At 61.7% G+C, this 18807-nt stretch carries 15 protein-coding genes; 2 read left to right on the top strand and 13 right to left on the bottom strand.

What is annotated here, in order from left to right:
• Positions 1–16: 16 nt before the first annotated feature.
• The 11 genes from nuoH to ACH6CX_RS09730 all read right to left on the bottom strand — a co-directional run bounded on the left by nuoH (position 17) and on the right by ACH6CX_RS09730 (position 15281).
• On the bottom strand, positions 17–973 hold the full coding sequence (gene nuoH, locus ACH6CX_RS09780) for an NADH-quinone oxidoreductase subunit NuoH (protein ID WP_396675364.1): 957 nt from the start codon (positions 971–973) through the stop codon (positions 17–19).
• Positions 970–3852, bottom strand: coding sequence for an NADH-quinone oxidoreductase subunit NuoG (gene nuoG, locus ACH6CX_RS09775; RefSeq protein WP_396675363.1), 2883 nt, complete (start codon positions 3850–3852; stop codon positions 970–972). Before nuoG ends, nuoH begins: the two co-directional genes overlap by 4 nt.
• 24 nt (positions 3853–3876) lie before the next feature.
• Positions 3877–5181: an NADH-quinone oxidoreductase subunit NuoF gene (gene nuoF, locus ACH6CX_RS09770; protein ID WP_396675362.1), complete on the bottom strand. Its 1305-nt coding sequence runs from the start codon at positions 5179–5181 to the stop codon at positions 3877–3879.
• Positions 5159–5725, bottom strand: coding sequence for an NADH-quinone oxidoreductase subunit NuoE (gene nuoE, locus ACH6CX_RS09765; protein ID WP_233005905.1), 567 nt, complete (start codon positions 5723–5725; stop codon positions 5159–5161). The genes nuoF and nuoE overlap by 23 nt, the downstream gene beginning before the upstream one ends.
• Positions 5726–5745: 20 nt before the next feature.
• Positions 5746–7551, bottom strand: a complete 1806-nt coding sequence (gene nuoC / locus ACH6CX_RS09760; RefSeq protein ID WP_396675361.1) for an NADH-quinone oxidoreductase subunit C/D — start codon at positions 7549–7551, stop codon at positions 5746–5748.
• Positions 7552–7643: 92 nt separating this feature from the next.
• Positions 7644–8300 (bottom strand): NADH-quinone oxidoreductase subunit B, encoded by a 657-nt coding sequence (locus ACH6CX_RS09755; protein ID WP_305080406.1) that lies wholly within the window; start codon positions 8298–8300, stop codon positions 7644–7646.
• A 9-nt stretch (positions 8301–8309) separates the two neighbouring features.
• Complete coding sequence (locus ACH6CX_RS09750; protein WP_233005903.1) at positions 8310–8741, bottom strand: NADH-quinone oxidoreductase subunit A; 432 nt, start codon at positions 8739–8741, stop codon at positions 8310–8312.
• A 602-nt stretch (positions 8742–9343) separates the two neighbouring features.
• Positions 9344–12118 carry a valine--tRNA ligase gene (locus tag ACH6CX_RS09745; RefSeq protein WP_233005902.1) on the bottom strand — a complete coding sequence of 925 codons (2775 nt, stop codon included), beginning with the start codon at positions 12116–12118 and terminating at the stop codon, positions 9344–9346.
• 222 nt (positions 12119–12340) lie between these two features.
• Positions 12341–13270: a hypothetical protein gene (locus tag ACH6CX_RS09740; protein WP_396675360.1), complete on the bottom strand. Its 930-nt coding sequence runs from the start codon at positions 13268–13270 to the stop codon at positions 12341–12343.
• 21 nt (positions 13271–13291) lie between these two features.
• Positions 13292–13720: a DNA polymerase III subunit chi gene (locus tag ACH6CX_RS09735; RefSeq protein WP_233005900.1), complete on the bottom strand. Its 429-nt coding sequence runs from the start codon at positions 13718–13720 to the stop codon at positions 13292–13294.
• Between the two features lie 94 nt (positions 13721–13814).
• Complete coding sequence (locus tag ACH6CX_RS09730) at positions 13815–15281, bottom strand: leucyl aminopeptidase (RefSeq protein ID WP_233006671.1); 1467 nt, start codon at positions 15279–15281, stop codon at positions 13815–13817.
• A gap of 183 nt (positions 15282–15464) precedes the next feature.
• On the opposite strand from ACH6CX_RS09730, the gene lptF reads away from it, so the two are divergent.
• Together lptF and lptG are read left to right on the top strand one after the other, a co-directional pair.
• On the top strand, positions 15465–16622 hold the full coding sequence (gene lptF, locus ACH6CX_RS09725; RefSeq protein WP_233005899.1) for an LPS export ABC transporter permease LptF: 1158 nt from the start codon (positions 15465–15467) through the stop codon (positions 16620–16622).
• Complete coding sequence (lptG, locus tag ACH6CX_RS09720) at positions 16612–17676, top strand: LPS export ABC transporter permease LptG (protein WP_233005898.1); 1065 nt, start codon at positions 16612–16614, stop codon at positions 17674–17676. Before lptF ends, lptG begins: the two co-directional genes overlap by 11 nt.
• Positions 17677–17780: 104 nt before the next feature.
• On the opposite strand, the gene ACH6CX_RS09715 is transcribed toward lptG, so the two are convergent.
• Both ACH6CX_RS09715 and ACH6CX_RS09710 read right to left on the bottom strand, forming a co-directional pair.
• A complete protein-coding gene (locus tag ACH6CX_RS09715; protein WP_396675359.1) occupies positions 17781–18281 on the bottom strand; it encodes an RDD family protein in 501 nt (166 codons plus the stop codon).
• An 89-nt stretch (positions 18282–18370) separates the two neighbouring features.
• Positions 18371–18793 carry a hypothetical protein gene (locus tag ACH6CX_RS09710; RefSeq protein WP_233005896.1) on the bottom strand — a complete coding sequence of 141 codons (423 nt, stop codon included), beginning with the start codon at positions 18791–18793 and terminating at the stop codon, positions 18371–18373.
• Between the last annotated feature and the right edge of the window lie 14 nt (positions 18794–18807).

Below are 18807 nucleotides of genomic sequence, written 5' to 3'. Positions count from 1 at the left end.
GACCTGTAGTGGTGAATTATCCGAGCCATAGCAAAACGCCCCCGGTTGCCAGCAGGTTTGCCAGTGCCAGTGGCAGCATGATTTTCCAGCCAAACTGCATCAGCTGGTCATAGCGCGGCCGCGGTATAGCAGCGCGCAGCAGGACAAAAATCATTACCAGGAAACCGGTCTTGAGGAAGAACCAGACCATTGGCGGCAGCCACGGCCCGAGCCACCCGCCCAGGAACAGGGTGGTGATCAGGGCGGAAATCAGGATCACCGAGAGGTACTCCCCGACGAAGAACATACCGAACTTCATGCTGGAGTACTCGGTATGGAAACCCGCTGTCAGCTCGTGCTCGGCCTCCGGCAGGTCGAAGGGCAGGCGATGGCTCTCGGCGATACCGGCAATAAAGAAAACCAGGAAGCCAATGGCCTGGGGCAAGATAAACCAGCCACCCTGTTGGGCCAGCACGATCTCCCGCAGGTTAAAGCTACCGGCCATCATCACCACGCCCATCAGGGAGAGGCCCATGAATACTTCATAGGAAACCGTCTGCGCTGCCGCACGCAGGCCGCCCAGCAAGGCATACTTGTTGTTGGAGGCGTAAGCGCCGAGGATGACGCTGTATACCGCCATCGACGACATGGCGAGGAAAAACAGCAGGCCCACATTGAGGTCGATCACGCCCACCATGGGTGCCACGGGAATCACTGCAAAGCCCAGTAACATCGATGCCATAACGATCGTGGGGGCGAGGATGAACACCGGCCGGTCCGCGAAGCGCGGGATGAAGTCCTCCTTGAAGAACAGCTTGATCATATCCGCCACTACCTGGAACAGGCCGAACGGTCCCACCCGGTTGGGTCCCGGGCGGTCCTGCCAGAAGCCCAGCAGGCGGCGTTCGCCCCAGGTCAGCAATGCGGCCAGCAAGACTGCCGCGACCAGCACGCCGAAGATATTGGCCAGCGATATCCAGATCGTGGTGCTCATACACTCTCTCCAGGTTCGACCGGCTCAGGATTTTCGATGCGCGCGATTTCCGCCGCTGCCGGTAGCAGGGCAGCCAGGTCCGGAGCTTCCCGTAGACCCACCGGGACAGCGATTACCCCTGGTGCGATATGGTCCGAAACTGACGCGGGCAGGGTGATTTCGCCACCGGGCAGGCGTAGCTGTAACCGCGCGCCCGGCGCCACGCCAAGGGCGCCGGCATCGGCGGCACTGAGCTGTGCACAGGGGGCATCCGTGAGTCCGGCTATGGCTTCGCTGTAATTGCTTAACTCTCCCGAGCCGAACAATTGCCAGGTGGGCGCCAGGTACATTTGACCGGGCTCCTGGACCAGTTTTTCTCGCGCGAGCCAGGCCGGCATGGGTGCCGGCTCACGCTGCAGGCGAGGGATCGGCTCGCGCCCCCTGCGCGGCCCGCCGACACCCTGCTGGAATTTGTGGATTGCCTGGTTGGAGTTCCAGCCTGGCGACCAGATATTGGCCTGCAGCGGTGAGGCGCCAGCGTACTGCACTCCCTCCATGGTGAAAGTGAAGGGCGAGTCGGGATCTGTCAGCGGCGCCTGCTCGGCGACATGCAAGTGGGCGCGGTTGGCAGTGCGGCCGCTGACGCGGTGGCTCTGCCGGGCCAGCTTCATGCCCTCGATGCGGAAATTCTCGTCCGGGCCAGCCTCTGTCAGGTTCCGGAAACAGGGCAGGGCAGCGGCGATCGCTGCTGTTACCTCGTGGCAGTGCTGCCATTGCCGCAGCAGGGCAGGTGAAGTATCTATACCAGCTTCGCGGCAGGCGGGGTCATTGACGGCGTCCACCAGCCAGCGCCAGCTTTCCTGGATATAGCCGCTGCCTTCGTAGACCATGTAATGACGTTGCAGCATGCCCGCGCTGTTGACCAGCGTTCCCTGGGATTCGGGCGTGGCGGCAGCGGGAAAAACCAGGTCGGCGCGACGGCTGCAGGGCTGTAACAGTGAGTCGAACAATAAAACTTCAGCGGCGCGGTCAAAAAGTGCTTCCACCGCAGCGGTGGGCAGTCGCCGGTACAGATCGTTTTCCAGTACCAGCAGGGTCACCGGTGGATCCACCGAATCGCGCTCGCGCAGGTCCTCCAGTAATTGCTCGAGGGTGCCCTCACCGGGCTCGAAGAACTGTGCCAGCCCCAGGCTGTTGGCCTCCGGGCAGGCGAGATAGGTGGCACAGGGGGAGCCTTGTTTGTCGGCGAGCGCGGTCGCCAGCTTCCCTGCTGCGGCCAGGATATCCGGTTCCCCACTACCGCAGCCCGAAATTACCAGTGGCCGCCTGGCGGAGAGCAGGGTATCCGCCACGCCCCGAAGCAGTTTCTCCAGGTCTTCCGGCAGCGGTGTTCGCCCACTACCTGCTTCATCGCCGGTTGTGGGCCCGTTTGCGGCAGTGATCAACTCGGCGAGACGCCCGGCAAAGCTGGCGATTGCGGCCGGCGATGCTAGTCGTTGCTCTCTGGCGATATCCTCCAGCGATGTGGATGCACTTGAGCCGAGCACAAAGATCGGGGTGTTTTCACCGCGCAACTGTCGCACCGAGGCATCCTGCCACAGCGGGATCTTGAGTTCCCGGGCATGATCGCGCTGCTGATTGCGGGCAGCCTGGCGCACCGCGAGTGCGACCCGCGGTGCAGTACGGCCGATCTCCTCATCGAGTACCAGTATCGCGTCGGCGTCCTCGATGTCCGGCATTGTAGGGATAGAGATTCTCGGGTCGCGCTGGATGCGGTCCAGGGTGTGAAGCAGTTCCAGGTCACGCGCACCCAGGCCGGCGAAGAAGTTGCCGGGGTCCACCAGCTGGCGCAGGGCAAAATTGTTTTCCAGCGATGTGCGTGGGGAACCGACGCCGACCAGGCGGCGACGCCCCCGCTGGGCATCGACGATGGCGGAGGCCAGCAGCTCCAGGGCCGCCGGCGGCTCTATTTCCCGGTGCAGCTTGTCTTTGCGCCTGCCGGTGGTCTCGATTACCTGCTCGCGGCGGGCGATCAGCACGTTCTTGATGCGCAGGTCGCTGTTGGCATATTCGTAGCCAAAGCGCCCGCGGTCACAGATAAAGTAACCATTAATATCGCGGTTGTAGAGGTTGACCACCCGCCGCAGGTTCTCGTCGCGACTGCTGAAATCCATGCGAGCTCCGGGCGCGGTATTACAGCCGACACCGCAGTGCTCACACACAGACGGTGCAGTCTGCAGGTCCCACTTGCGCACGAAGTGACGGCTGAAGGTCTGGTCGGTAAAGACGCCGGTGGGGCAAACCTCCACCAGGTTGCCACTGAAGCCGTTTTCCAGCTTGCCGTCGCACTGGCGCCCGAAATAGACCTGGTTGTTGCGTCCCAAAGCCTCCAGGTCATCGCCACCGGCATAATCGCGATAGAAGCGCACGCAGCGATAGCAGGCAATGCAGCGGTTCATTTCGTGGTTGATGAATGGACCCAGGTACTGGTTGCGATGGGTACGCTTGAGGCCGCGAAAGCGGCGATAGGTATGCCCGGACATCTCTGTCATATCCTGCAGGTGGCACTCACCACCTTCCTCACAGACGGGGCAATCATGGGGGTGGTTGGTCATCAGGTCCTCGATGACTGCACCGCGGAATTCCTGCGCCGGCTGGGCAGCCAGGCTGTAGATTCCTCCGTCGCGAACCTGTGTCATACAGCCCATCACCAGCTTGCCCTGCTCGTCATCGCTGTCCTTGTACTCGATGATGGCGCACTGGCGGCAGGCACCGACCGAGCCCATGGCCGGATGCCAGCAGAAGTAGGGCAGGTTCAGCCCCTGTGACAGGCAGCTGGCCAGCAGGTTCTGGCCCTCTTCCACCTCATACTGCCTGCCGTCTATGGTTATGGTTGTCATGGATCGCAATTCCCCGGTTTGGGCCTAGACGGCCAGCGGAATGTGCTGCCGCTCCTGGTCGTAAGGGCAGCAGCCGCGGGCAATATGGTCATTGAAGTCCTGCTCGAAGAGCTTCAGCGCGCTCAGGATCGGCGCTGCCGCACCCGGTGCCAGGGCACAGAAGGTATTGCCCGGGCCCATCCTCCGGGCCTGCTCCCGCAGCAGTTCCAGGTCTTCGGGTTGCGCCTCACCACACTCGATCCGCATGAGGAGTTTTACCGCCCAGGGCAGGCCGTCCCGGCACGGTGTGCACCAGCCACAGGACTCGCGGGCAAAGAAACGGGTGAGGTTGAGCACCAGCCCCACCGGGCAGGTGTGGTCATCGAGTACGGTGATGGTGCCGGTGCCCATGCGGCTGCCGGCCTTGCCCACGGCGTCGTAGTCCATGGGCAGGTCCAGCTGGTCCGGGCCGAGGAAATCTGTCGAGCCCCCACCTGGCAGGAATGCGCGCAGTTTGAGTCCGTCCTGCATACCGCCGGCGTGTTGCTCAAGGATTTCGCGGATGGGTGTGCCCATTGGCAGTTCCCAGGCCCCGGGATTTTTCACCCGGCCACTGGCGCCAAAGATCTTGGTGCCGCCGTCTTCGCCGCGTCCGAGCTTTTTGTACCAGTCCACACCCAGCTCAATCAGGTGCGGAATATTGCAGAGGGTCTCGACATTATTCACCACTGTGGGTTTCCCCCACAGGCCACTGACCTGCGGAAACGGCGGCTTGGCACGGGGGATCGCGCGCTGGCCCTCCAGGGCATTGATCAGGGCGGTCTCCTCGCCGCAGATATAGTTGCCGGCGCTGCGGTGCACATGAAAATCGAGCTGGAAGTCGGAGCCGGTTATGTGTGTGCCGATGAGGTTTTCCCCGCGCGCTTCCTCTATCGCGGTTTCCAGCCGCGCTGCCGCCAGGTGATATTCTCCGCGGATAAATATGTAAGCCCGGCGGGCACCGATGGCAAATGCGGCAATGGCCATGCCCTCCAGCAGCAGGTGGGGGTCGTGCTCCATCAACAGCCGGTCCTTGAAGGTGCCCGGTTCCATCTCATCGGCATTGCATACCAGGTAGCGGGTTGGCGGGGCATTCTTCCCGCGGGGAACGAAGCTCCATTTCAGCCCGGTGTTGAAGCCGGCACCGCCGCGCCCCCGGACGCCGGCATCCTTCACCGTCTGGATGATCTCGTCAGGCGCCATATGTAGTGCCTTGCGCCAGCCACGGTACCCACCGTTTTCGAGATAGCGCTCGAGCGTGGTGACGATACCCGGTTCGCCGATATTCTTAGTCAGCGGATTGGTCAGCATGATGTTTTTTCTTTTCCTGAATGAACTCGTCCAGCTTGTCTGCCGATAGGTGGCGGTGCATCTCCTCGCCCACCAGCATCACCGGGGCCTTGTCGCAATCGCCCAGGCAGGGTGTTTCCAGCAGGGTGAAGAGCCCGTCGGGGGTGGTCTGGCCGGGGCGTATGCCGAGTTGCTGCTCCAGGTGGCGCTGCAGCTTTTCGCATCCCATGATCCAGCAGCTGGAGCTTTTGCACAGGAGTATCACTTCCTCACCCACAGGCTGGCGGAATATCAACTGGTAACAGGTGGCAATACTTTCCAGTTGCGTGGGGGAGACACCCAGGTAATCGGCTATGGCGTACAGGGTGTCGTCGGAGATCCAGCCACGGTGTTTCTGCACCACCCGCAGTGCCTCCAGGGCCACCGAGCCCCGGTCCTCGTAATGGGAGAATTCGCGATCGATATCCCGTTTTTCCTCGGCGTTAAGGCTGCGCCCTGCAGAGCGAGGGCCGGTATCTTGTTGCTCCATTACTTCAATTGTGTCCGCTGCGATGGTGCTCGACATTGTGTTTCCTCTACCGGTCTCTAACGATCGACATCCGCCATGACAAAGTCGATGCTGGCGATAATGGCAATCAGGTCCGCCACCAGCAGTCCGCGCGACATCAGTGGGATCATCTGCAGGTGCGGAAACGAGGGCGTTCTTATTCTCGTACGGTAGGCGTTGGTGCCGCCGTCGCTGATAATCTGGTAACTGTTCAGTCCCTTGGTGGCCTCCACCGGGAAGCAGGTCTCCCCTGGCGGCATCACCGGACCCCAGCTGTTATTGACGAAGTGCTGGATCAGGGTCTCGATATCCTGCATGGTGCGTCCCTTGACCGGCGGCGTGGTGAGCCGGTGGTCAGACTTGTAGGGGCCGCCGGGCATATTGTCGAGGCATTGCCGGATGATACGCAGGCTCTGGCGTATCTCCTCCACCCGCACGCGGCAGCGGTCGAAGCAGTCGCCGCCGTCAAAGGTGGGGATATCGAATTCAAACTGGTCATAGCCGCAGTAAGGGCGCTGTTTGCGCAGGTCCCACTCATATCCTGTGGCCCGCAACCCTGGCCCGGTAATACCCCACTCTATGGCCTCTTCGCGGTTATACACACCGATGCCTCTGGTGCGTTTCTGTAGCAGTTTGTTGTCGATCACCATGCCGTCGTATTCACGCAGGCGTGCCGGCATGTAGTCGAGGAATTCGCGGATCATTTTGTCCCAGCCCTCGGGCAGGTCCTGGGCCACGCCGCCGATACGGAACCAGGCGGGGTGCATGCGTCCACCGGTAATCGCTTCAACAATGCCAAACAACTTTTCCCGGTCGACAAACATGTAGAAGACCGGAGACATCTGCCCCACGTCCTGGGCAAAAGTGCCGTAGAAAACCAGGTGACTGGCAATACGGAATAGCTCGCACATCATGACCCGTATTACCTGCGCCCGTGGCGGGACCTGGATACCAGCCAGCTGCTCCAGTGCCAGCACATAGGGCAGGTTGTTCATCACTCCGCCCAGGTAGTCGACGCGGTCGGTGTAGGGGACGTAGGTATGCCACGCCTGGCGCTCGGCCATTTTCTCGGCACCGCGGTGGTGGTAACCGATGTCCGGTACCGCATCGACGATCTTTTCCCCATCCAATTGCAGGGCGACGCGGAAAACACCGTGGACACTCGGGTGGTTGGGGCCGAGGTTAAGGAACATGAACTCCGAACTGTCGCTGGCGCGGGCCATTCCCCACTCTTCAGGCTTGAACAGCAATGCATCCTGCTCGCGTCGCTGCTTCTCCGCCGACAGGGTGAAGGGGTCAACCTCAGTGGCACGCGCGTAATGGTCCTTGCGCAATGGGTGCCCCTCCCACGTCTGTGGCATCATGATGCGTCGCAGGTTGGGGTGGCCGGCAAACTCGATCCCGAACAGGTCCCAGGCTTCCCGCTCATACCAGTTGGCATTGGCCCAGATGGATGACACCGAGGGTGCGCACAGGCGCGATTCAGGCAGTGCCAGCTTTACCCGGATAAACAGGTCGCGGGAGAAAGAGAGCAGGTGGTAGACAACGGTAAAATCACTTTCCGGCTGCCTGTTCCCGCCATCAGCCCTGTGGCGCCGCAGGCGTTCGTCAATGGCGCTTAGATCGTAGAGCATGTCGAAAGGACGGGAAATTTCCTGCTTCAGGAAGCGCAGGAACGGCAGCAGGTTTTCCTGACCCACCCAGAGTGTGGGCAGGTCGGGGCAATCCGGTTGCAACCAGTAGCTGTGCAGGCTGTGTTCGCGCTCCAGGTCGGCGACAAATGCCTCCGCCGCCTCCCGGTAGGGACTGGCCCGGTGAACACTTTTTGCTATTACGCCGTCCATACGGTCTCTCTGTTGTTATCGTTTTTCCGTGCCCTCGCGGCAAGGATCACTTGCTCCCCAGCCAGTTGAACCCGACTACTGCCAATAGCGGTTCAGACGGTATCCGGTGTCCTCAGTTTTTCCGCCCGCATACGTTCCTCGCGGTGTTTGTCCCGCTGGCTGGGCCTTGGGGCCGGACGCGGTCCCTGTTCGTCAATCACCCAGCTGACTGGGCGCCGTTGGGTCTTGATGGATTCCTGTAACAGGGTCAGACCCTGCATCAATGCCTCTGGTCGAGGTGGGCAGCCGGGCACATAGACATCCACGGGAAGGAAGCGATCGACACCCTGCACCACACTGTAAATGTCGTACATGCCGCCGGAATTTGCACAGGAGCCCATGGAAATCACCCAGCGGGGTTCCATCATCTGCTCATAGAGACGCTGGATTACTGGTGCCATCTTGATAAACACCGTGCCGGATATCACGATCAGGTCGGCCTGGCGTGGTGTTGCGCGGATTACCTCGGAGCCGAAGCGTGAAATATCGTGGCGGCTGGTAAAGGCGGTAGCCATTTCCACATAGCAGCAGGACAGCCCGAAATTGAATGGCCAGAGTGAATTGGCCCGGCCCCAGGCCACCAGGTCCTCGAGACGGGTTAGGAGTACATTCTTGCGCACCTCCTCAGAAATCAACTCGCCCTCAGTACGCCCGCTGTCGGCGGCGATCAGGTCGCCATCCTGTTGTGCCTTGGTCAGCTTCCAGCGCATAGCCCGTCCTCAAACGATAGGTTTTGTGGCGTCCCGGGGTTCACGTTGCTGCAGGCTGAGTTGCTTGCCGCCCCAGTCCAGCGCGCCCAGCCGCCACAGGTAGACCAGGCCCACCGCCAGGATCAGGATGAATACCGCCGCCTCGATAAACCCGGTCAGGCCGGTCTCCCGGAAAGCGATGGCCCAGCTGAAAAGATAGATTGCCTCCAGGTCGAAGACGATAAACAGGATCGCGACCAGGTAATAGGAAACCGAGATGCGCAGGCGGGCACTGCCCTGGGAGACGATGCCGGATTCGTAGGGCTCGTCAGTGGCATTGTCCCGGCGTCGCTGGCCGAGCACATGGGAAAGGCCCAGCATGACCCCGATCAGGGCGACGACCGCGAAGCCATAAACGAACAGTGTCCAGATTTGGGGGTCGGTCTGGTTTGCAGGGTTCAACTGATTTCTCCCCGTTTCTCTGGCGGGCACGACTGGGCCCGCGGTTCATCGCTGAGACCACCTGATGACTACTGCGTAACCTCGGAGACAAGTGGAAATAAATGGCGCTGCCAGTGGCGGTTCATTGCCAGGTATGGGCGCCCATTATTGTTTGTTTACGGGCATCCCGACTGATACGGCGCCTTTCGTCGCTGTTTTTTTTCAGCGCTGCCAGTTATATAAATGCTGGAGAGGATTAGCGCCAGTAAAACGCTGGAACGATTGATTATCAGTGATTCGCTTTTTATACATTTGGATTCTGTATATTTACGTGACAATCAGTTCTCAGCGGTTGTCCGCCTGGCGATTGGCCGTGGTTTGACGCTTGAAGAAAGGAATGTGATTCGCTGTAACGAGAGGATATTCTGAGCCGTCGGGGCAGGCCAACCGTCTTGCGCTGTCCGCCTGAAAAGCTGTGGCGCACGGGCCTGTACAGAGCTTCCACTGGCCACAGTGGAACAATATCAGCAGTTCGCTGGAGCCGGCTTGCGAAGAAGGGTGGGCAGGTTGCTTTCCTGGTGAGGTAGAAAAAACGGCGCCTGCTGGCGCCGTTTTCAATCGTGTCAGAGCTTGCTGATTTCCTCCAGCTGCTGCTCCAGGCGCTGGCGTGCGCCCTGCATCTCTTCCATCTTGCCGCGCTCCTTTTCGACGACGGCCGCCGGTGCCTTGTCGACGAATTTGGGATTGTTCAGCTTGCCCTCGACACGCTGCAGTTCTTTTGCCAGCTTGTCGATCTCCTTCTGCAGGCGTGCACTTTCTGCCTGCACATCGATCAGTCCGGCCATGGGCACCAGCAGCTCAATATCGCCGGCCAGCGCAGTGGCTGATGCCGGTGCGGTTTCGCCGGGGTTGATCCAGCTGATGGACTCCAGGCTGGCCAGCTTGGCCAGCAGTGCGCGGGCGGAATCCAGGCGTTCGCGGTCATCGCTGCTGCCGCCGCGCAGGATCAGCGGGATCTTCTTGGCCGGGGAAATATTCATCTCGCCACGAATGTTGCGTACCCCCTCGATCACCTGCTTGAGGGCCGCGATAGCTGCTTCCGCCTCACCGTCGATGCGGTTTTCTTCCGCCTCGGGATAAGGTTGCAGCATGATGGTTTCACCACTTTTACCGGCCAGGTCCCTGACCCGCTGCCAGATTTCCTCGGTGATAAACGGCATCAGCGGATGGGCCAGGCGCAGGATCGTCTCCAGCACCCGGATCAGGGTCCGGCGGGTGCCTTTCTTGATCGCATCCGAGGCATTGTCATCCCAGAGGACCGGCTTGGACAGCTCCAGGTACCAGCTGCAGTACTCACCCCAGGTAAAGTCGTAGAGCGCCTGTGAGGCCAGGTCGAGGCGATAGGTATCCATGGCCTCGCGCACTGCCTGTTCGGTACGCTGCAGCTGCGAGATGATCCAGCGATCCGCCAGGGACAGCTCGAAATCGCTGCTGTTGTCCTGGCCGCAATCGTAACCCTCGCAGTTTTGCAGCACGTAGCGCGATGCGTTCCAGATTTTGTTACAGAAGTTGCGGAAGCCCTCGATACGGCCCACATCAAACTTGATATCGCGGCCGGTGGAGGCGAGCGAGTAGTAGGTGTAGCGCAGGGCATCGGTGCCGTAGGCGGCGATGCCCTCGGGGAACTCCTTGCGGGTCTGCTTCTCGATCTTGTCACGCAAGTGCGGCTGCATCATGCCGGTGGTGCGCTTCTGCACCAGGCTCTCGAGGTCAATGCCATCGATCAGGTCGATGGGATCGAGCACATTGCCCTTGGACTTGGACATCTTCTGCCCGTGGCTGTCCCGCACCAGGCCGTGTACATACACCGTATGGAAGGGCACCTCTTTCTTGAAATACAGGGTCAGCATCATCATCCGGGCCACCCAGAAGAAGATGATGTCGAAGCCGGTTACCAGCACCGAGGTGGGGTGGAATGTCTTCAGCTCCTCGGTATCTTCCGGCCAGCCCAGGGTGCCAAAGGTCCACAGGCCGGAAGAGAACCAGGTGTCGAGCACATCGTCGTCCTGGCGCAGGGTTACGTCACTGCCCAGTCCGTGTTTCTGGCGTACTTCGGCTTCATCGCGGCCAACGTAAACCTTGCCGTCGTTGTCATACCAGGCCGGGATACGGTGCCCCCACCACAGCTGCCGGGAGATGCACCAGTCCTGGATATCGCGCATCCAGGAGAAGTACATGTTCTCGTAGTTTTTCGGCACAAAATTGACGCTGCCGTCCTCTACCGCCTTGATGGCTTCATCGGCCAGCGGCTGGGTGCGCACATACCACTGGTCGGTCAGCCAGGGCTCGATCACCACGCCGGAGCGGTCGCCGCGCGGTACTTTCAGGGTATGCGGTTCGACTTTTTCCAGCAGGCCCAGCGCGTCCAGGTCGTCCACCACCTGCTGGCGCGCGGCGAAACGCTCCATGCCGCGGTACTTTTCCGGCACGCTGTCGTTGAGGTTGGCGTCGGCATCGAGGATGTTGATCATCTCGAGATTGTGTCGCTGGCCCATCTCGTAGTCATTGAAGTCGTGGGCCGGGGTGATCTTCACACAGCCGGTGCCGAATTCCCGGTCGACATAGTCATCGGCGATGATCGGGATTTCGCGTTCCGCCAGCGGTAGTCGGATACTCTTGCCGATCAGGTCCCTGTAGCGCTCGTCTTCCGGGTGCACCGCCACGGCGGTATCGCCCAGCATGGTCTCGGGGCGGGTGGTGGCCACCACCAGGTGGCCGGAACCGTCTGCCAGCGGGTAACGGAAGTGCCACAGGTGGCCCTGTTCTTCCTCGTTGAGGACCTCCAGGTCGGAGATGGCAGTGTGCAGTTTCGGGTCCCAGTTCACCAGGCGTTTGCCGCGGTAAATCAGGTCGTCCTCATACAGGCGGATAAATACCTCCTGTACCGCCTTGTAGAAACCGTCATCCATGGTAAAGCGCTCGCGCGACCAGTCCGGGCTGGCGCCCAGGCGGCGCAGCTGGCGGGTGATATTGCCACCGGACTGCTCCTTCCACTCCCAGACTTTCTCGATGAACTTCTCCCGCCCCAGCTCGTGGCGGCTCTTACCCTCGGCGGCCAGCAGGCGCTCGACCACCATCTGGGTGGCAATACCGGCATGGTCGGTGCCCACCTGCCACAGGGTGTTGTCACCCTGCATGCGGTGATAGCGGATCAGCGCGTCCATGATGGATTCCTGGAAGCCGTGGCCCATATGCAGGCTGCCGGTGACGTTGGGCGGCGGGATCATGATGCAGTAGGGATCGGCGCTGGTGTCGCCGGAAGGCTTGAAGTAGCCGTTCTCCTCCCAGGTCTGGTACCACTGCTGTTCGATGGCGTTGGGCTGGTATGTCTTGTCCATGCGCGAGGGGGAACCTTCTGTTGACTGACGGCGGGCGCCGGTACCGGGCCGGGATAGTCCCGCCCCTGGCCGTTATTGTGGCAGACAGGGGGGCGGCGCCAAAAAGGCGGGAATTATACCGCTGGGGCCCGGGCCGGCAAAGTTGCAGGCCCGCCGATGGTATAAAACCGGTGGAGTGCTGCTTGGAACAGCAGCGCAAAAGCAGGTACTCGTGAGGCGGCTTCAGCGCCGGCGCATCAATTCGTCCACCATTATCTCGATGCGCGCGCGCAGTTGGCGCTCCAGCTCGGGTAATTGCCGGGCCACGAGTTTTTCGACCAGCTGCTGGCGTTGCTCCTCCCGCGCCAGGCGCTCGGCGCCAGTTTCACGCCCCGTTGGGTGTTCGGCAGTGCCATCGGGACCCGGCCCGTGCTGGCCAGGTTCGGCGGGGTCTGCCGGGGCTTCATCTGCCACGGGTCGCGCGGCAGTGCTGTCGGCGAGAGATGCGGAAGTCGCGGCCGGCTCGTCCTCCGGGATGCTGGCTGCGTCCACAGGCTGGTCGGTGGCTGGCTCGGGGGCGGTGTCTTCCGATCGCGGCACCCGGCCTCCGGTCAGGCGGGCACGGATATGCGCGGGCAGGAAAGGATTTTCCCTGGCCGGGGTCGCGGTATCCTCGCCGAACAGCTCCTGCTGCTGTTCGCTGCCGGCAGACTTTGCCCGGGGCGGGGTTGTGTCAAGTCCGGACGGTAATGACTCGAGGGGGCGCAGGAGGGCCCGCTCGGTCTCGCTGAGTTCGGTTGAAATGCCCGGCACCGGAGAGGGCGGCACAGCACTACCGGCCGGTTCCTGCCCTTCAGGCTGCGCATCATCTTCAGCCGGTTCTTCGTCCTCCGGAGAGAATAGGGTGGGGAGGTCCGTATCTTCCAGAGGCTGTATCCGGGCGTGGGAACTGGCCGCCGGCCCAGCTGGTGGGGTTACCGGTGCCGGAGCTACAGGTGCAGGGTCTGCAACCTGGTCCAGTAGCGGGATATCGCCGAGCTCTTCACTACCCAGCAGGTCGCGGATGGAGTTGAGCTCGTCCAGCAGTTCCGTGGACTTGCCGCCTTCCCCCTGGTTGCGCTGATGCTGGTGTCGCTGCCCGCGCTGCCTGTTTTTGTTCTTTCGACCGGACATGGTGTGGCGCTGTTGCTTTGGTTAGTTGCTGCCGATTCGGTGGGATTGTAACGGATATCCACGGTCGCGAAAGTGACTGAATCGGGATCGTGAGCGCGCCAGTGAATCCGGTTGCTGCACAACGATTTCTGCCAGGCGTTCGAAGCGGCTGAACCAGGCCGGCACTTCTGTACAAAGATTGATCAGGAGGCCGTGGTGGAGGCCCGGGTCCTCACCGCAATTGATTTCCACTGCGGCCTGCTGCTCACCGGACTGTGGTGCGTGGGGCAGGAAACTGTCCTCGCGGAAGGTCCACAACAGTTCATCCAGCTGTTCGGCCCGGGTGCGGTCATCCACGGCAAGCAGTACCCGCATGCCTGCGCGGAACGCTTTTTCCGCCAGGCGGCAGGCGAACAGGTCGCCCTGCCCGGGCCGGTCGGTAGAGAGGACGTAAAAATCGATGCGGGTCATTACTTTCCGGTTGTCGGGATGGTGCAGGATCTGGGGTTATGGCAACAGGCGGGGGCGTCCCGCCCGGGGACGCTCCCGCCTTTCTGGGCCGGGCTTACTTGCCCAGCAGGTATTCCAGCAGCAGTGGCACCGGGCGGCCAGTGGCCCCCTTGCTGGCGCCGGAGTTCCAGGCGCTGCCGGCGATATCCAGGTGCGCCCAGGTGTAGTCCTCGGCGAAACGGGACAGGAAGCAGGCCGCGGTTACCGAGCCCGCCTCGCGGCCGCCGATATTCTGCATGTCGGCGAAATTGGAATCCAGCATCGACTGGTACTCGTCCCACAGGGGCATCTGCCAGGCGCGGTCGCCGGCGCGCTCCCCGGCCGCGACCAGGGCATCCGCCAGCTCTTCCTTGTTGGCGTACAGGCCGGTGGCGTGGTTGCCCAGTGCGATAACGCAGGCACCGGTCAGGGTGGCGATGTCGATGACCACTTCCGGCTTGAACTTGGCCGCATAGGTCAGCGCGTCACATAGGACCAGGCGCCCCTCGGCGTCGGTATTGAGGATCTCGATGGTCTTTCCGGACATGGAAGTGACCACATCGCCGGGCTTGCTGGCGCGGCCGCTGGGCATATTCTCCGCCGCCGCCACCAGGCCCACCACGTTGATCGATGGCTGCAGCTCCGCGAGGGCATTCATCACGCCGAAGACACTGGCCGCTCCGCACATGTCGAATTTCATTTCATCCATGGCCATGCCGGGCTTGAGGCTGATACCGCCGGTATCGAAGGTAATGCCCTTGCCCACCAGCACGACAGGCTTGTCGCTGGCCTTGCCGCCCTTGTAGTTCATGGCGATCAAGGCTGGTGGTTCGTCACTGCCCTTGGCCACGCTCATAAATGCGCCCATACCCAGGGACTGCATCTTTTTGGCATCCACCACACTGGTGGTGATTTTTGCGTGTTTTTTCGCCAGTTCCTTGGCCTGCCCGGCCAGGTACATGGGGGTACAGATATTGCCCGGCAGGTTGCCGAGTTCCCGCGCGACGTTGCTGCCGGAGGCCTGCGCTCCACCCAGCGCTGCGCCCTGCTGTGCGGCCTTGAGCTGCTTGCGGTCGGGCACATGCACCTGGAACTTGGCCAGTGGATTGGGTTTGGCCTCGCTCAGGCAGCGGGTGAATTTGTAAGCGGCGAGCCCGGCAGCCAGCGCGAGCTGCTGCGCCTGCCAGCCGATATCGGCGTCGGTTACTTCTGTTTCCGTCAGGTAGCTGGTGGCGTCCTTGAAGCCCTTCACGGCGCCGGCGGCGGCGCGGGCGAGTTTGCGGAACTCTGCCTGGTCAAGAACACCGTCGCCAGTGCGCACCAGCAGGATGCGGTCTGCCTTGCCCTCACTCGGGGTGAGCAGCAGGGTGCTGCCGGGCTTGCTGCCGAGGTCGCCGCGCTTGAGGATGCGGCTGATATAACCACCAGTCTCACCGTCGAGGCTGCTGCCGCTGGCGGTCAGGCGGTTCTTGCTGTCTGCGGGGAGAATTGCGCAGGCGCTGCGCTGCTTGGTGATATCAGAGACCTTGGCGGTGAACTGCATCATTCCTTTCCTTTTACTGAAAACTGGATCAATGTCCCCGAACCGAGACATTGCTTGCGATTTTGGTGATAATGCGCCGCTCAAGTTTAACCCGGTAGCGATTGTAATGCTTAACTGGGTTTGCACTTGTGCAAATTTTGTCCGGCCGTACGCACTGCTGTTACCAAGGAAGCCATTCGTCCTGTGATTATTTTCCGCTATCTCTGCCGCGAGCTGCTTTATGCCACGCTGGCAGTCAGCGCCGTACTGCTGCTGATGGTGATGAGTGGTCGTTTTGTAAAGTACCTTGCTGAGGCGGCTGCCGGAGACCTGTCTGCCAGTATTCTTTTCCCGGTGATGGGTTATCGCCTGCCGGGTTTCCTGGAGGTGCTGCTGCCGATGGGGTTCTTCCTCGGCATCCTGCTCGCCTATGGGCGTCTGTATATCGAGAGTGAGATGACGGTGCTGCACGCCTGTGGTTTCAGTGAGCGGCGCCTGCTTACCTACACCCTGGCGCCCGCATTGCTGGTGGCGCTGGTGGTGGCCTCCATGAGCCTGTACCTGACGCCCACCGGCCTGGAGCGCTCCTCCGGCCTGCTTACCGCCGACAAGTCCCGCAATGAATTCGATCATCTGGTGCCGAGGAAATTTGTCGCTACCGAGGGAGGCAGGGCGGTCTATTACGCCGACTCCCTGAGCGAGGACCGCTCCACCATGAATGAGGTGTTCCTGGCGGAACTGGGCTCCGCCCGGGCACAGACGGAATCCGACTACCAGGTGGTGATTCTTGCCCGCGAGGGAGTACAGCAGATCGACCCGGAGACCGGCCTGCGCTACCTGGTGCTGCGCGACGGATATCGCTATGAGGGTGTGCCGGGGCAGCGCGATTACCGCCTGATGGAATTCTCCAGCTACGAAACCCTGCTGGAGATGCCGCGGCTGCGGGAGCGCGAGAGCGATCGAATCGAAAGTGCCTCCACCCTGGACCTCTGGCGCAGTGATAAACCGGAGGAGCGAGCCAACCTGCACTGGCGCTTCAGCCTGCCGGTGCTGGTGCTGGTGGTGGCGATCCTGGCGGTGCCGCTGAGCCGTACCAATCCGCGCCAGGGCCGCTACCTGAAGATGATCCCGGCAGTGCTGCTGTACATGGTCTACCTCTACAGCCTGATCTGGGTGCGCGGCGCGGTCGAGGACGGAGACATCAGCAATCCTGCAGCCCTGTGGCTGGTGCATCCGCCTTTCCTGGTGCTGGGGCTGCTGCTACTGGGCGGGGGCAGGTTCCGCCGCTGTCCCAGGCGCAGTGGCCTGAAGCCGGGGGAATCCGGTGGAGAAACGCGGGGAGAGACAAGCAATGATGGGTAAGCTGGATCTCTATATTGGCCGCACGGTGGCCGCAGCGATTGCCGGCGTACTGCTGGTCATCCTGGGGCTGGATATGATCTTCGCCTATATCGATGAGCTGCAGGATATCGACGGCAACTACCAGCCGGCGGATGTGGTCCGGTACCTGCTGTGGACGATTCCCGACCGGGCCTACGAATACCTGGGCTTTGCGGCCCTGGTGGGATGCATGATCGGCCTGGGTACGCTGGCAGGTACCAGTGAACTCACCGTGATGCGCGCGGCCGGTGTCTCCATCGGCCGGCTGGCGTGGGCGGTGATGAAGCCGGTGCTGGTCCTGATCCTGCTGGGCCTGGTGCTGGCAGAGTTCGTGATCCCGCACACCAGCCAGACCGCGGAAACACGCAAGGCGGTGGCCCTGGGTGAGTTGCAGCGGGGTGGCCTGGAGCAGGGGCTGTGGCTGCGCGAGGGCGGGGAGTTTGTGCATTTCAATGCCGCGATGCCCGGTGGGGACCTGTACGGTGTGACCCGCTACCGCTTCGGTAGCGACCGGGACCTGGAGCGGGTGACTTTCTCCGAGCGGGGGCAGTTTGCCGACAATCAATGGCAGTTGGTCAATAATCGCTCGACCCGTTTCACCGAGGAGGAGGCGATCGCGGAGACCAGCGAGAAGCAGGGGTGGGAAACCGATATCCTGCCAGAGCTGTTCTCCCTGGTGGTGCCGCTGCCATCGGACCTGTCACCGCGCAACCTGTGGTCCTACGGCAACTTCCTGGATAACAAGGGTGAGGATGCCAGCCGTTACTGGCTGGAGTTCTGGAAGAAACTGTTGCAGCCGCTGACTATTGCCAGCCTGGTGATGGTGGCCATTTCCTTTATCTTCGGTCCCCTGCGGGAGGTTACCACCGGTCTGCGAGTGTTCACCGGGGTGATGGTGGGCATTGTCTTCCAGACCCTGCAGGACATGCTCGGGCCGTCTTCACTGGTGTTTGGCTTCCCGCCGTTTATCGCCGTGCTGGTGCCGATCCTGCTCTGTTTCGGCCTCGGCTGGATGCTGTTGAAGCGGGCGCGCTAGCCCCGCTGCGCCCTGTAGCAGCTACCCGGGAAGGCCGCGCCGCAGGCGCCTGGATCCCGGGGGCGGCCCCGGGAGGCCGAAATCGACCCGTATTATCCCGATCCCTATTTTTTCTTCTTGGGCAGCACGCGCACCTGGGTGCCGGAGAGCAGGTCGTGCCAGCTGGCGCGGTCGGCCCGGGTCCAGGACCAGAAGAAACCCGCCCCCAGGGTCACCAGTGACAGCGGTCCCACTAAAGCGCGGATAGCGCACTGGCGCCAGCTCATCTGCACGCCCTCGGGGCTCGCCAGCAGTAGGCGCCAGGCGCGCATGCCAATGGTCTGTCCCGCGGCACGCCAGGACCAGATAAAGTAACCGGCGATTACCGCCAGTGCCCCCAGCCGGAACAGTGGTTCGTCGCCACTGACACAGGGGGTGGAGTAATCCTGCGCCCCGGACTGGCAGTCTAGGCCCACCACAGCGGATGCCACCATCAGGGCGATAAAGCCGTAGACCATCAACAGGCCGGCAATGATCAGGCTGTCATAGAGCAGGGCCGCCAGGCGACGGCCGACGCCGGCCAGGGGCAGGTCATTAAAGCTTGCAGGGGGGGTAGGATTGCTCACGGGAGGCTCCGCCAGGTTGGACTGGCGGAGATTCTAACAAACTGCCACGCCTGTGTGCGTTGCGGAATTTCGTGAGCTCCAGGTTGGCTTCAGAACTCGTATTCGAAGCTCACCTTGAACTTGTCGTCCGACAGGCGCACATCGTAATCCATCGACTTGCCAATGCGACCATGGCCGGCGTTGGAGTATCGCAGCAGCGGGTTGGACGAGTTGCGCTTGTTTTGCTCCCGGTACGTATCCCAGCCCATTTTCAGGATCTGGTTGAGCGCCCGGCCACCCATGGTGGGCTTGAACTTGTCCGGATGCGTGTGCATCTGCAGCCACTGGTAATTCAACTGGCGCTGGACGTTGCTCATGGAGTTGTTGCGCAGGTTGTCGGCCGCCTGGTAGAGAGCGGTGTTATCCAGCGCGAAGGCACTGTCGACGAAAAAGGCGTTATCGGCCTGGAGGTTGAGAGCGTGACTGGAATCGGGAATGAAAAGATCGTCGGCGAGGCAGGTAGCTGGGAGCAAAAACAGCCCGAGCA

The organism is Microbulbifer sp. JSM ZJ756, assembly GCF_044383805.1.
GTDB lineage: Bacteria > Pseudomonadota > Gammaproteobacteria > Pseudomonadales > Cellvibrionaceae > Microbulbifer > Microbulbifer zhoushanensis.
The sequence above is the reverse complement of the archived record's forward strand: the minus strand, read 5'-3'. Positions and strand labels throughout refer to the sequence as shown.

Coding starts and splice junctions, on each gene's coding strand:
- nuoH (WP_396675364.1), bottom strand. CDS start 973: ATGAGCACCACGATCTGGATATCGCTGGCCAATATCTTCGGCGTGCTG.
- nuoG (WP_396675363.1), bottom strand. CDS start 3,852: ATGACAACCATAACCATAGACGGCAGGCAGTATGAGGTGGAAGAGGGC.
- nuoF (WP_396675362.1), bottom strand. CDS start 5,181: ATGCTGACCAATCCGCTGACTAAGAATATCGGCGAACCGGGTATCGTC.
- nuoE (WP_233005905.1), bottom strand. CDS start 5,725: ATGTCGAGCACCATCGCAGCGGACACAATTGAAGTAATGGAGCAACAA.
- nuoC (WP_396675361.1), bottom strand. CDS start 7,551: ATGGACGGCGTAATAGCAAAAAGTGTTCACCGGGCCAGTCCCTACCGG.
- ACH6CX_RS09755 (WP_305080406.1), bottom strand. CDS start 8,300: ATGCGCTGGAAGCTGACCAAGGCACAACAGGATGGCGACCTGATCGCC.
- ACH6CX_RS09745 (WP_233005902.1), bottom strand. CDS start 12,118: ATGGACAAGACATACCAGCCCAACGCCATCGAACAGCAGTGGTACCAG.
- ACH6CX_RS09740 (WP_396675360.1), bottom strand. CDS start 13,270: ATGTCCGGTCGAAAGAACAAAAACAGGCAGCGCGGGCAGCGACACCAG.
- ACH6CX_RS09735 (WP_233005900.1), bottom strand. CDS start 13,720: ATGACCCGCATCGATTTTTACGTCCTCTCTACCGACCGGCCCGGGCAG.
- ACH6CX_RS09730 (WP_233006671.1), bottom strand. CDS start 15,281: ATGCAGTTCACCGCCAAGGTCTCTGATATCACCAAGCAGCGCAGCGCC.
- lptG (WP_233005898.1), top strand. CDS start 16,612: ATGATGGGTAAGCTGGATCTCTATATTGGCCGCACGGTGGCCGCAGCG.